At 66.7% G+C, this 12,342-nt stretch carries 11 protein-coding genes; 8 read left to right on the top strand and 3 right to left on the bottom strand.

Annotated elements, in window-relative coordinates:
* Positions 1 to 74: 74 nt before the first annotated feature.
* From mrcB to tsaB, 4 genes are all read left to right on the top strand, one after another.
* The gene (gene mrcB / locus FCE95_RS07550; RefSeq protein WP_137266314.1) at positions 75 to 2,474 is read left to right on the top strand and encodes a penicillin-binding protein 1B; all 2,400 of its coding nucleotides are present in this window, start codon (positions 75 to 77) and stop codon (positions 2,472 to 2,474) included.
* A complete protein-coding gene (locus tag FCE95_RS07545; RefSeq protein ID WP_223266811.1) occupies positions 2,471 to 3,001 on the top strand; it encodes a tetratricopeptide repeat protein in 531 nt (176 codons plus the stop codon). The genes mrcB and FCE95_RS07545 overlap by 4 nt, the downstream gene beginning before the upstream one ends.
* Before the next feature lie 154 nt (positions 3,002 to 3,155).
* Positions 3,156 to 5,171 (top strand): DNA repair helicase YoaA, encoded by a 2,016-nt coding sequence (gene yoaA / locus FCE95_RS07540; protein WP_137266313.1) that lies wholly within the window; start codon positions 3,156 to 3,158, stop codon positions 5,169 to 5,171.
* 54 nt (positions 5,172 to 5,225) lie between these two features.
* Positions 5,226 to 5,924 (top strand): tRNA (adenosine(37)-N6)-threonylcarbamoyltransferase complex dimerization subunit type 1 TsaB, encoded by a 699-nt coding sequence (gene tsaB / locus FCE95_RS07535; RefSeq protein WP_137266312.1) that lies wholly within the window; start codon positions 5,226 to 5,228, stop codon positions 5,922 to 5,924.
* A 225-nt stretch (positions 5,925 to 6,149) separates the two neighbouring features.
* Here the strand turns inward: tsaB and FCE95_RS07530 are convergent, their stop codons facing one another.
* The 3 genes from FCE95_RS07530 to gshB all read right to left on the bottom strand — a co-directional run bounded on the left by FCE95_RS07530 (position 6,150) and on the right by gshB (position 8,658).
* The gene (locus tag FCE95_RS07530) at positions 6,150 to 6,713 is read right to left on the bottom strand and encodes a hypothetical protein (RefSeq protein ID WP_137266311.1); all 564 of its coding nucleotides are present in this window, start codon (positions 6,711 to 6,713) and stop codon (positions 6,150 to 6,152) included.
* A gap of 1 nt (position 6,714) precedes the next feature.
* Positions 6,715 to 7,593, bottom strand: coding sequence for an energy transducer TonB (locus FCE95_RS07525; protein ID WP_137266310.1), 879 nt, complete (start codon positions 7,591 to 7,593; stop codon positions 6,715 to 6,717).
* Between the two features lie 117 nt (positions 7,594 to 7,710).
* A complete protein-coding gene (gshB, locus tag FCE95_RS07520; RefSeq protein WP_137266309.1) occupies positions 7,711 to 8,658 on the bottom strand; it encodes a glutathione synthase in 948 nt (315 codons plus the stop codon).
* 241 nt (positions 8,659 to 8,899) lie between these two features.
* On the opposite strand from gshB, the gene pilG reads away from it, so the two are divergent.
* From pilG to FCE95_RS07500, 4 genes are read left to right on the top strand one after another with little or no spacing between them, the layout of a single operon-like run.
* Positions 8,900 to 9,298 (top strand): twitching motility response regulator PilG, encoded by a 399-nt coding sequence (gene pilG / locus FCE95_RS07515; protein WP_137266308.1) that lies wholly within the window; start codon positions 8,900 to 8,902, stop codon positions 9,296 to 9,298.
* A 19-nt stretch (positions 9,299 to 9,317) separates the two neighbouring features.
* Positions 9,318 to 9,683 (top strand): response regulator, encoded by a 366-nt coding sequence (locus FCE95_RS07510; RefSeq protein WP_137266307.1) that lies wholly within the window; start codon positions 9,318 to 9,320, stop codon positions 9,681 to 9,683.
* A 3-nt stretch (positions 9,684 to 9,686) separates the two neighbouring features.
* A complete protein-coding gene (locus FCE95_RS07505) occupies positions 9,687 to 10,247 on the top strand; it encodes a chemotaxis protein CheW (protein ID WP_137266306.1) in 561 nt (186 codons plus the stop codon).
* A gap of 50 nt (positions 10,248 to 10,297) precedes the next feature.
* A complete protein-coding gene (locus FCE95_RS07500) occupies positions 10,298 to 12,313 on the top strand; it encodes a methyl-accepting chemotaxis protein (RefSeq protein WP_137266305.1) in 2,016 nt (671 codons plus the stop codon).
* Positions 12,314 to 12,342: the final 29 nt, after the last annotated feature.

Here is a 12,342-nt window from a genome sequence, read left to right as displayed (position 1 = left end):
GGCTGACTGGGGGTAGGGCGTTGGGATGCGGCCCCCGGAGACTAGGCTAGACTCCGCTGTCCGTTCATTATCGCATCCCCGTGGCCCGCATCGACTACGACGAAGACGACGACACCGACGACCGGAGCGGGCCGCCGGATTGGCGCCGCCGCCTGTTCACTTGGGGCCTGGCCGCGATCGGTTTGGGCCTGGGTTTCCTGATCCCTTACACGCTGTACCTGAATTATCAGGTCGGGCAGCGCTTCGGCCAGTTCCAATGGCAGATCCCGACGCGGGTGTTCGCGCGGCCGTTGCAGTTGAGCCCCGGGCTGGCGATGGATGCGCAGACGCTGAAGACCGAGTTGGATGCGTCCGCTTATCGCGACGACGGCGCCGGCGTGCGTCCGGGCACGTACGCGCGGCAGGGCGGCCGTTGGCTGATCGCCAGCCGCGGTTTCCAGGACGTCGATCGCAAGATCGGTCCGACCCGGATCGAAGTCTCGCTTTCCGGCGGGCGCGTCGCCGCGTTGCGCGATGCGGCGCGCAAGCGCGCGTTGAAGTCGGCATCGCTGGATCCGGCGCGGATCGCCACCCTGTACGGTCAGCAGCAGGAAGAACGCCGCCTGGTGCGCATCGGCGAGGTGCCGCAACTGCTCACAGACACGCTGCAGGCGGTGGAAGACCGCGACTTCGCCCACCATTACGGGATCGATCTCAGTGGCATGGCGCGCGCGATGTGGGTCAACGTCCGCTCCGGCGAAGCCAAGCAGGGCGCCAGCACGCTCACCCAGCAGCTCGCGCGCAGCGGCATGCTCGGCATCGGCCGCGAACAGACGCTGACCCGCAAGTTCAACGAAATCCTGTACGCGCTGCTGATCGAAGCGCGCTACGACAAGGCCACCATCCTCGAGGCTTACCTCAACCAGGTGTATCTGGGCCAGCGCGGCGCGCAGGCGATCCACGGCGTCGCCGCGGGCGCCGAATTCTGGTTCGGGCGCGAATTGCGCGATCTGTCCACCGAACAGATCGCGTTGCTGGTCGGCATCATCCGCGGCCCGTCCTATTACGATCCGCGCCGCAATCCCGAGCGCGCCAAGCAGCGCCGCGATTTCGTGCTGGGCGAGATGCTGGAAACCGAGCTGATCGACAAGGCCGAGTACGACCGCGCGTTGAAGGCGCCGCTGGGCATCACCCAATCGCCGGGCAGCATCGCCGCCAACCGGTTTCCCGCCTACGTCGACCTGGTCCGCCGCCAGCTGGCCCGCGACTATCCGGCCGATGCGCTGCAAGGCGCGGGCTTGAGCGTGCTTACCGGCATGTCGCCTTCGGCGCAGGCTTATGCCGAAGGCGCGGTGACGCGCACGCTGAAATCGCTGGACAACAAGCGCCGACCGGCGTTGCAGGCGGGGCTGGTGATCACCGACGTGCACGACGGCGAAGTCGTCGCCGTGGTCGGCAGCCGCGACTTCGCCCAGCCCGGTTTCAATCGCGCGGTCGAGGCCAGGCGTCCGGTGGGTTCCCTGCTCAAACCGTTCGTGTACCTGCGCGCGCTGGCCTTGCTCGATCGCTATTCGCTGGCGAGCTGGGTCGACGATTCGCCGGTCACCGTTTCGCTCGGCAAGGGCAAGCGCTGGACGCCGGGCAACTCCGACGGACGCAGCCACGGCACCGTCCGCCTGATCGACGCGTTGGCGCAGTCCTACAACCAGGCCACGGTGCGGGTGGGCATGGCGGTGGATCCGGCGGTGATCGCCGATCTGATGCATACGCTGGCCAGCCTGGAAGTGGAGCCGAGGCCGTCGCTCATTCTCGGCTCGATCGACTTGAGTCCGTATGCGATGGCGCAGCTCTATCAATTCCTGGCCAGCGGCGGCGAATTGCAATCGCTGCACGCGGTGCGTGGCGTGCTCGACCGCGACGGCAAGCCGGTGAAGCGCTACGACAAGGCGCCGACGCCGGCGCAGGAAGGCGATTCGATCGCGGTGCGCCTGATCACCATCGCGCTGCAGCAGGCGGTGTCGAACGGCACCGGACGGCAATTGGTCAACGACGGCCTCGGCCGTTTGCAGGCCGCCGGCAAGACCGGCACCAGCAACGACAGCCGCGACAGCTGGTTCGCCGGCTGGACCGGCGATCATCTGGCGGTGATCTGGGTCGGCAACGACCAGAACGAGCAGACCGGCTTGTACGGTTCCACCGGTGCGATGCGCGTTTGGTCCGGCATTTTCTCGCGCCTGCCGACCGCGCCGCTGCAGGTGTCCGACAAAGGCTTGGAATGGCAGTGGGTGGCGCAATCCAACAGCACCGACGCCGGCTGCCCGGGCGCGCGCCGCTTCGCTTTCGTCGCCGGTTATGCGCCGGCCTACCAGCCGTGCGCCGCCGCGCAGCCGCAGGAGGAAAGCGGCGGCTGGCGCGAATGGTTCGGCTGGGGCAAGGACGAGCAGCGTCCGCAGGAACAGGAAAACGCGCCGCCGCCGGCGGAACCGGAGCAATGAATTCGATGACCTCGGCTTTTCGTACCGTTTGCCTCGTCGCTTCGGCGGCCGCATTGGCCGCTTGCGCCGCGGCGCCGCTCATCCAGACTCATTCGCTGACGCAGGCCACGCCCGAACAGATGGTGGCGCAGGTGCGCGCCGCCGCCGGCGGCGAGGACAGCGAACTCGCGGTGCAGCCTTTGCGCGATCCGATGGCCGAAGACCTGCGCGAAAACGCTGCGAAGTTCGAACGCGATAAGCGCTATTCCGAAGCCGCGGCCGCGCTCGACAAGGCCTTGGAGATCGCTCCCGACGACCCGGCGACGCTGCAGGAACGCGCCGAGATCGCGCTGCTGTCCGGCGCCCCGGCGCAAGCCGAAACGCTCGCCCGCCGCGCCTTCGAAAAGGGCGCCAAGGTCGGTCCGCTGTGCCGGCGGCATTGGGCCACGATCGAACAAACGCGCCTGGTCGCGGGCGACGCCGCGGGCGCGCAAGCCGCCAAGACGCAGCTAGGCGCTTGCAAAGTCGCCGCCCTGGAACGCTTTTGATTTGTAGAGCAGGGCTTGCCCCGCTGCTCCTGTTTTTGTGGGAGCGGCTTCAGCCGCGAGCTCTTTTTGCAGATCGCTGCGGTCTGGGAAAGCTCGCGGCTGAAGCCGCTCCCACAAAAGCGAAACAAAAGCCGGAGCGTGCGAAACTAGCGGCGTGAACTCGAAATCCCCGCTCGCCGAAGCCAGTCGCGCCGCGCTTTCCGATGGCGGTTCGCTCGCCGGCAACATCGCCGCTTTCCAGCCGCGCGCGGCGCAGCAACGCTTGGCCGAGGCCGTCGCGCACGCGTTCGAACAGCGCGGCGTACTGCTGGCCGAAGCCGGCACCGGCACCGGCAAGACTTACGCCTATCTCGTGCCTGCGCTGTTGTCGGGTTTGAAGACCATCGTCTCGACCGGCACGCGCGCCTTGCAGGATCAGCTCTACCATCGCGACCTGCCGCGCGTGCGCGACGCGCTCGGCACCGGATTGAAAACCGCGTTGCTGAAAGGCCGCGCGAACTATCTGTGCCGCTATCGCCTGGAAAAAGCCAAGAGCGAGCCGCGCTTCGCCTCGCGCGAGCAGGTATCGCAATTCCAGCGCATCGTCGCCTGGAGCGGCCGCACCAAGATGGGCGACTTGGCCGAGATCGATGCGCTGCCCGAGGATTCGCCGCTGCTGCCGATGGTGACATCGACCGCCGAGAACTGCCTGGGCACCGAATGTCCGCTGTGGAGCGAATGCTTCGTCGTTCAGGCGCGGCAGCGTGCGCAGGCGGCCGACGTCGTGGTCGTCAACCATCACTTATTGCTGGCGGACCTGGCCCTGAAGCAGGAAGGCTTCGGCGAAATCCTACCGGGCGCGCAAGCCTTCGTGGTCGATGAAGCGCATCAGCTGCCTGAACTGGCCGCGCAGTTCTTCGGCGAAGGCCTGGGCGCGCGGCCACTGGTGGAATTGGCGCGCGATTCGCTCGCCGAATGCAAGGATGTGCCAGGTTCGCTCGCGGCGATCCAGCAGCCCGCGCAAGCGCTGGAGCACGCCACCCGCGTGTTGCGCTCGGCGATGGAAGTCCTGCCCGCGCGCGGCACGCGCCACCGCGCGATGCACGATGCCGGCGTGAGCGAAGGCTTCGATGCGTTGTCGGAAGCTCTCGTAGCGATTTCCGCGGCGCTGGAGCCGTTGCGCGACACCTCGCCGGGCTTCGACGGCTGCCATGCGCGCGCCCGCGATTTCATCGGCCGGATGCAGCGCTGGCGCGCCGCGCGCGACGTCGACGACGAGTTCGCCGAACCCGACGACGACGTGCGCTGGTACGAACTGTCGCCGCGCGGCTTCCGTTTGCAACGCACGCCGCTGGACGTGTCCGGGCCGTTGCGCGCGCATCGCGAACGCTCGCAGGCGGCTTGGGTGTTCACTTCGGCGACGCTGGCGATAGAAGGCCGCTTCGAGCACATCGCCACGCGGCTGGGCTTGGACGAACCGGAAACGCTGCTGGAACCCAGCCCGTTCGATTGGCAATCGCAGGCGCTGTGCTATTTGCCGCCTAACCTGCCCGAGCCGATGTCGCGCGACTACAACGAGGCGCTGATCGAAGCGCTGCGGCCGGTGCTGGAAGCGTCCAGCGGCCGCGCCTTCGTCCTGTTCGCTTCGCATCGCGCCCTGCGCGAAGCGGCGGAAGCCCTGCGCGATCTGCCCTGGCCGCTGTTCGTGCAAGGCGAAGCGCCGCGGCACGTGCTGCTGCAGCGCTTCCGCGAATCGGGCCACGGCGTGCTGCTCGGCGCGGCCAGCTTCCGCGAAGGCGTGGACGTGGTCGGCGCGGCCCTGAGCGTGGTGGTGATCGACAAACTGCCGTTCGCGGCGCCCGACGATCCGGTGTTCGAAGCGCGCTTGGATGCGATCCGCCGCGCCGGCGGCAATCCTTTCCGCGACGAACAACTGCCGCAGGCGGTGATCGCGTTGAAGCAGGGCGCCGGACGCCTGATCCGCAGCGAATCGGACCGCGGCGTGCTGGTGCTGTGCGATCCGCGCCTGCTGGGCAAGTCCTACGGCCGCACCTTCCTGGATTCGCTGCCGCCGTTGCCGCGGACGCGCAACGTCCAGGACGTGATGGCGTTCTTCGCGGAAGAGGGCGCCGTGGGATTGCCGCAGCCGCCGGCGCGCCTCGACGCCGCCGAAGAATATTTCCCTCTTTGAGAAAAGGCGGAAAAGCACCATGCTATGCCGAACTCCGCCGCCCGCTCCCTGCGCTTGAAACTTCTCGCTTTCGAAACCGCCACCGAAGCCTGCTCGGTCGCTTTGTGGATCGACGGGCAGGTGCGCGAACGTTTCGAGATCGCGCCGCGCCGGCATGCCGAGCTCGCCCTGCCTTGGGCCGAAGCGCTGCTGGCGGAGGCGGGCCTGGCCAAATCGCAGCTGGACGCGATCGCGGTCGGCCGCGGTCCGGGCGCGTTCACCGGCGTGCGCTTGGCGATCGCGGTCGCGCAGGGCATCGCGCTGGCGCTCGACAAACCGGCGGTGCCGGTATCGACGCTCGCCGCTTTGGCGATGCGCGGCGAAGGCCCGCGCATGCTCGCGGCGATCGATGCGCGTATGGGCGAGGTGTATGCCGCGGCCTTCCGTCGGGAGGGCGAAGAGCTGGCGTTGCAGTCGACCGAAACCGTCGGCGCTCCGCACGACGTGCGGTTGCCGGATTCGGAACCGGACTGGGAGGGCGTCGGCACCGGCTTCGCGGCCGCCGAAGGCTATTTGCAACGCAGTTTGGTTTCGCAGTTGCGCCGCGTCGATGCGACGGCGTTGCCGCACGCGGCCGACGTCGCGCGCTTGGCCGCCGCCGCTTTCGCGCGCGGCGAGAGCGTCGCGCCGGAGCGGCTCGAGCCCGCCTATCTGCGCGACAACGTGGCCTTGACCTTGGCGCAGCAGCAAGCGCTGCGCGACAGCCGCCGTTGATTTCAGCCGTCATTCCCGCGAAAGCGGGAATCCGGCGACTTTTGCTTCTCTCAGGGAGCAAGTCACTGGCGCGGGGAAGGTTTCGTCTGGAAGAAGCTGTAGCCGCTTTCCGCTCTTCGTAGGAGCGGCTTTAGCCGCGAGCTTTTTATATGAAATCGTTGCGATATCGCGATTTGAAGGAAAAAGCTCGCGGCTAAAGCCGCTCCTACGAAGAGCCGAAGCGGGTCAGCGCAATTGCAGGAACAGCACCGAAACGTAAGCCACGAAGCCGCAGAGCACGAAAACCGCGTTCCACAACTGGAATCGCGCGCTGCGCACGCAGGCGGCCAGCACGCACAAGCCCAGGAAGACGAACCGGAACGCGGCGTCCGAATCCAGCGGGATGTTGCCGTCGTGCGTCCATTCCTCGATCAGGCTCACTGCCGGGACCAAGCCCAGCAGGCCGAAGAACCACGGGCGGTTGCCGTCGAAATTCGCGGCGAGATCGACTTGATCCTCGTCGCCCAGATCCGGCAGCACCAGGAAACTCACCAGAAAAGTGGCGATCGGCATCATCAGGTAAAGCAGGAAAGCGAAGAACGAGAACTCGTTCGCCTCGCGCCGCTCGAACGCCACCCACCAGATCTGGATGTTGGCCAGGAACAGCATCGCCATCCAGCACAGCGTGGTCGCGTGCGGCTTGACCCGCGCGCGCAGCTGGATCAGGCGCGCTGCGCCGGACAGCAGGTTGGCCAGCGCCAGGCCGATGATGATCGAGGTGAGGACCGAGAGGTATTCGAATTTGGTCATGTCAGCGGTCGATCAGTTCGCCGCCGGGCATGAATTGCCAGGTGCGGGTGACGTGCAGGATATCGACGTTCTCGTCGGTCTTCGGCAAAGCCTCGAACGGTTCGGACAGGCGCACGATGCGCAGCGCCGCGGCGTCCAGCATCGGAATATGGCTGGATTGGATGACGTCGGCGCGTTCGACGCTGCCGTCGCGGCGGATCGCCACGGTGATGACCACCACGCCGCCGATGTGGCGGCGCCGCGCTTCGTCGGGATAGTTGAGGTTGCCCACGCGTTCCACCCGGTCGACCCACGAGCGCAGGTAAGTGGCGTAGACGTATTCGCGGGTGCTGGCCGAGACGAACTTGCGCTTAGGCCGCTTGGCGTAGCGCTGCGAACGCAAATGGATTTCGGCCGCCAGCCGCGCCATCGCCAGATCGCGTTCGACCTTCTGCTCGCCTTGCGGCAGCGGCGTTTGCGTCGGCGTCGGCGTGGCTTGCGGCGTCGGCAATTGCGTTTCGGCGTTGCGGGTGCTGACCACGCGCGCTTCGGGCGGCGGTTGCGGCGCCGGCGCCTGGGCGCGCAGTTCGCGCGGGGCGACGCCGGCTTCGGGCTGCGGCACGCGGCCGAGTTCGGCTTCGCGCGGGCGCAGGGTCTTGTCGTGTTCGCCGCCGCCCTGGTTGTTGGCCTGGGCCAGGAAATCGGCCTGCTTGGGCGTCAGCGGGGTTTGGGCCTGGGTCAGGATCACGTCCAGCGTCGGCATCACCGGCGCCGCGTCGTCCAGCGCAAAGCCCAACCCCAGGATCAGCATGCCGTGCAGCAGCAGCGACAGCGCCAGCGACGCGGTGAGGCGCTGGTTTTCGCCGATCTGCACGGGGGGCGGGGCGGGGATGGCGGACATCGAAACCTTCAAGAGCCTTTTAGACGCGGATCAGATCTGAAGACACGGATAAAGCCTTTTTCAATTTAAATGCTTTTATCCGTTTTTATCGGACTCGATCCGTGTCTAAAAACGCTCTTACGCCATTTTTCTTTCGATGACGTCGAACAGCATCCCGGCGATGTTGATCCCGAACTGCGCGTCCAGTTCCCGGATGCAGGTGGGGCTGGTGACGTTGACCTCGGTCAGATAGTCCCCGATCGCATCCAGGCCCACGAACAGCATGCCGCGGCGCTTCATCTCCGGGCCGACCTGGGCGGCGATCCAGCGGTCGCGTTCGCTCAGCGGGCGGCCTTCGCCGCGGCCGCCGGCGGCCAGGTTGCCGCGGAACTCGTCGCCCTGCGGGATCCGGGCCAGGCAGTAGTCCACCGGTTCGCCGTCGACCAGCAGGATGCGCTTGTCGCCGTCCACGATCTCCGGCAGGTAGCGCTGGGCCATGGCCAGGTGGCGTCCGCCCTCGGTCAAGGTTTCCAGGATCACGTTGAGATTGGCGTCGCCGGCCTTGGCCCGGAAGATCGAGCGCCCGCCCATCCCGTCCAGCGGCTTGAGCACCGCGTCGCCGTGTTCGGCGACGAAGGCCTTCAGCGCGGCGGCTTCGCGGCTCACCAGGGTCGGCGGGCAGCATTGCGGGAATTCCTGGGCGGCCAGCTTCTCGTTGAAGTCGCGCAGGCCCTGCGGATCGTTGACCACCAGGGCTCCGGCGCGCTGGGCGAAGCCGAGCAGGTGGGTGTCGTGCAGATAGTCCGCATCCACCGGCGGATCCTTGCGCATCAGGACGACGTGGCCACGGCTCAATGAGATTTGTGACGCATTTCCCAATTCGAACCAAGCTTTGGGGTCGTCGTGGACCGTTAAGGGCGCGACGCGGGCCTCGCAGTGCCCTTCCCGCAGCGACAGGCCGCCCGGTAGGACGTAATGCAGCCGATGGCCGCGGCGCTGGCCTTCCAGCAGCATCGCGAAAGTCGAATCCTTGGCGATCTTGATCGACCCGATCGGGTCCATCACTACGACGATGTCGAGCGGCATGGAGCACTCCTGCAAGGCCCGGAATGTTAACAGGGGCGGGCATGCCGGCTGCTACGAACGCGGGAATTCGGGTCAAAATCTGCCGCAACGGGACCGATTGCGACTCGTCCCGTCCGAGCCCCCGTCCGGCTGCGGTGTCGTGCCATCCATTTAATAAGGGATGCTTGACACCTCGCTGAGAGACTGGGATATAGACGTTTTTGCGGCGTGCGTAATTTCCCGCCGCGCATGGGGAAAACGAATGCAAGACCAGGGCAGCGCACCGAGCCAGAACGGCTTGAAGGTGATGGTGATCGACGACTCCAAGACGATCCGCCGCACCGCCGAAACCTTGCTCAAGCGCGAAGGCTACGCGGTCGTCACCGCCAACGACGGTTTCGAGGCCTTGGCCAAGATCGCCGACGAGCAGCCGCAGATCATCTTCGTCGACATCATGATGCCGCGGCTGGACGGCTACCAGACCTGCGCCCTGATCAAAAACAACCAGATGTTCAAGTCCACCCCCGTGGTCATGCTGTCCTCCAAGGACGGCCTGTTCGACAAGGCGCGCGGCCGCATCGTCGGTTCCGAGCAATACCTGACCAAGCCATTCACGCGCGAGGAGCTGCTCAGCGCGATCCGTACACACGTCAACGCCTGACCAGGGGGTAAGGCAACGCATGGCCCGCATTCTGCTGATCGAAGATTCGCCCACCGACACCGCGGTGCTGACCCAGCTGCTGGAGCGCAACGGCCACCAGGTGCTGGCCTCCGGCAACGCCGAGGACGGCATCGAGCTGTGCCGCCGCGAAATGCCCGACCTGGTGCTCATGGACCTGGTGCTGCCGGGCATGAACGGCTTCCAGGCCACCCGAGCGTTGTCCAAGGACGCGGCGACCAGCGCCATCCCGGTGCTGATCGTGAGCACCAAGGGCATGGAGACCGATCGCGCCTGGGGCCTGCGCCAGGGCGCCAAGGACTACATCGTCAAGCCGCCGCGGGAGGACGCCCTGATCGCTCGCATCAACGAGCTGATCGGCGCCTAATCCATGTCCAAGCAGCGCAATCCCGCGCCTTTCGAGATCCTGGCCGAGTACGAGCGCAAGAGCCTGGCGCACGTCGCCGGCTTGCCCGAGCAGCTCGACGCGCCCGGCCTGTGGCGCGGCGTGGCTTATCGGATCGGCGCGCACCGGCTGGCTTCGGGCTTCGACGAAGTGGTCGAAATCCTGCAAGTTCCGGCCATCACCCCGGTGCCCGGCGCGCAGCCGTGGATGCTGGGCGTGGCCAACGTGCGCGGCAATCTGCTGCCGATCATCGACCTGAAGCAATTCCTGGAAGGCGCGCGCACCGTGCTGCACGAAAGCCAGCGCATGCTGCTGATGCGCCAGCAAGGCGGCGACGTGGCGGTGCTGATCGACGAGCTGTACGGCCAGCGCGGCTTCACCGAAGAACAGAAACTCGCCCAGGACGATCTGGCCGCGGCGCAACTGGCGGAAGGGCGTTACGCCCATTTCGTCGAGCGCGGCTACCGGCTGGGCGACCACGCTTGGGGCATCTTCAGCCTGGAACGGCTGTCGCGCACCCCCGAATTCCGGCAAGCCGCGGCTTGATCGCGGCGAATCCTCCGAAACGCAGCAAACAGTAGAGATCGAGGTCGAACATGAGCACTGTGATGGATACCGTGGCCGGCAAGAGCCGCAATATCGGTACCAACGTCTGGCTGCTGATCCTGGGCGGCGCCATCCTGATCTTCGGCGCCAACACGGGCTACGCGATCTGGAAAGCGTCGCGCTTGGGCGGCGCCAGCACATCGGCCTCGAACATCCAGGTGAATTCGCAGCGATTGGCCGTGCAGGGGCGCGAGGCGGTGGGCGGCAACGCCGCATCCTTCGCCGCGTTCCGCGCCACCAAGAACCAGATCGAAAGCGACGCCAAGCTGCTCAGCGAACGCTTCGGCACCACCGCCGGCGTGGCCGGGCAGATCGACACCGTGCTCGCGACCTGGTCGCCGCTCGGCAAGAGCGCGGACCAACTGCTGGCCAGCGAAAAAGCGGTGACCGACCTGGCCGGCAACGCCGACCGCTTCAACCAGCGAGTGCCGCAATTGCAGGCGCAGCTGGACGAAGTGGTGCGCGCGATGTCCTCCAGCGGTTCGCCGGCTTCGCAGGTGTACCTGGCCGTGCGCCAGAACGTGCTGGTCGGCAACCTCGCGCGCCGCCTGACCGAAGTGCGCGCCGGCGGCCCGACCGCTCAGATCGCGGGCGATGCGCTCAACCGCGACCTGGGCGTGTTCGACAGCGTGTTCACCGGTTTGCGCCAGGGCGGCGGCGAAGTGCAGCGCGTCACCGCGCCGGCCGCGGTCGCGGCCTTGAACCAGGCCAATACGTTGTGGGTCGAGATGAAGAAGGACCTGGACGCGATCCTGGGCTCCTCGCAGAACCTGTTCCGCGCGCAGGCCGCCGCGTCGTCGATCACCACCGGTTCGGACAAGCTGCTGTCCGACAGCCAGGGCCTGTTCCGCGCGCTGACCGCGTTCGGTTCGCTGCGCGATACCTCGGTCTTCGGCGGCGTCTGGGTGTCGATCATCTCCGGCGTGGCCGTGCTGCTGGCGCTCGCCGGCTTGCTGTTCAGCCTGAGCCGCGCGCAGCGCATCCGCTACCAGAGCACGAAGGAACTCAACGACCGCAACCAGGAGGCGATCATGCGCCTGCTGGACGAAATGGGTTCGCTCGCGGAAGGCGACCTGACCGTGAAGGCGACCGTGACCGAAGACATGACCGGCGCGATCGCGGACTCCATCAACTTCGCCGTCGAACAGCTGCGCAGCCTGGTGCAGACGATCACCGACACCTCGGTGCAGGTGGCGTCCAGCGCGCAGGAAACCCAGGCGACCGCCATGCATCTGGCCGAAGCCGCGGAACACCAGGCGCAGGAAATCTCCTCGGCTTCGGACCGCATCAGCGAAATCGCGGCCAGCATCAACCAAGTGTCGAAGAACTCCGCCGAATCGGCGGACGTGGCGCAGCGCTCGGTGCAGATCGCGACCAAGGGCGCGGGCGTGGTGCGCGAAACGATCGCCGGCATGGACTCGATCCGCGACCAGATCCAGGAAACCTCGAAGCGAATCAAGCGCCTGGGCGAAAGCTCGCAGGAAATCGGCTCGATCGTGGAACTGATCAACGACATCTCCGAACAAACCAACATCCTGGCGCTGAACGCGGCGATTCAGGCCGCATCGGCCGGCGAAGCGGGCCGCGGCTTCGCGGTGGTGGCGGACGAAGTGCAGCGACTCGCCGAACGCGCGTCCAACGCGACCAAGCGAATCGAAACGCTGGTGCAGACGATTCAGTCCGACACCAACGAAGCGGTCAGCTCGATGGAGCAAACGACCGCCGAGGTGGTGAGCGGCGCGCGCCTGGCCGAAGACGCCGGTACCGCGCTGGGCGAGATCGAACGCGTGTCGAACGACTTGTCGAGCCTGATTCAAGGCATCTCGTCGGCGGCGCAGCAGCAGTCCAGCGCCGCGTCGAACATCACCGCGACGATGAACACGATCCAGTCGATTACCGCGCAGACGTCGCAAGGCGCCAACCAAACCGCCGAGTCGATCGGAAACCTGGCGCAACTGGCGGCGGACCTGCGCCGTTCGGTCGCCGACTTCAAGCTGCCGGCCTGAAAAGCAAGGATCGCAAGCGGATGAAAGGC

It is taken from the genome of Luteimonas gilva (genome assembly GCF_005239095.1).
Taxonomy (GTDB): domain Bacteria; phylum Pseudomonadota; class Gammaproteobacteria; order Xanthomonadales; family Xanthomonadaceae; genus Luteimonas_C; species Luteimonas_C gilva.
This window is presented reverse-complemented; position numbering and strand designations above follow the sequence as displayed.

Excerpts from the sequence above, each read along its gene's own strand:
- FCE95_RS07545 (WP_223266811.1), top strand. The coding sequence starts at position 2,471 with ATGAATTCGATGACCTCGGCTTTTCGTACCGTTTGCCTCGTCGCTTCG.
- FCE95_RS07525 (WP_137266310.1), bottom strand. The coding sequence starts at position 7,593 with ATGTCCGCCATCCCCGCCCCGCCCCCCGTGCAGATCGGCGAAAACCAG.
- FCE95_RS07505 (WP_137266306.1), top strand. The coding sequence starts at position 9,687 with ATGTCCAAGCAGCGCAATCCCGCGCCTTTCGAGATCCTGGCCGAGTAC.
- pilG (WP_137266308.1), top strand. The coding sequence starts at position 8,900 with ATGCAAGACCAGGGCAGCGCACCGAGCCAGAACGGCTTGAAGGTGATG.
- FCE95_RS07510 (WP_137266307.1), top strand. The coding sequence starts at position 9,318 with ATGGCCCGCATTCTGCTGATCGAAGATTCGCCCACCGACACCGCGGTG.
- gshB (WP_137266309.1), bottom strand. The coding sequence starts at position 8,658 with ATGCCGCTCGACATCGTCGTAGTGATGGACCCGATCGGGTCGATCAAG.
- FCE95_RS07500 (WP_137266305.1), top strand. The coding sequence starts at position 10,298 with ATGAGCACTGTGATGGATACCGTGGCCGGCAAGAGCCGCAATATCGGT.
- FCE95_RS07530 (WP_137266311.1), bottom strand. The coding sequence starts at position 6,713 with ATGACCAAATTCGAATACCTCTCGGTCCTCACCTCGATCATCATCGGC.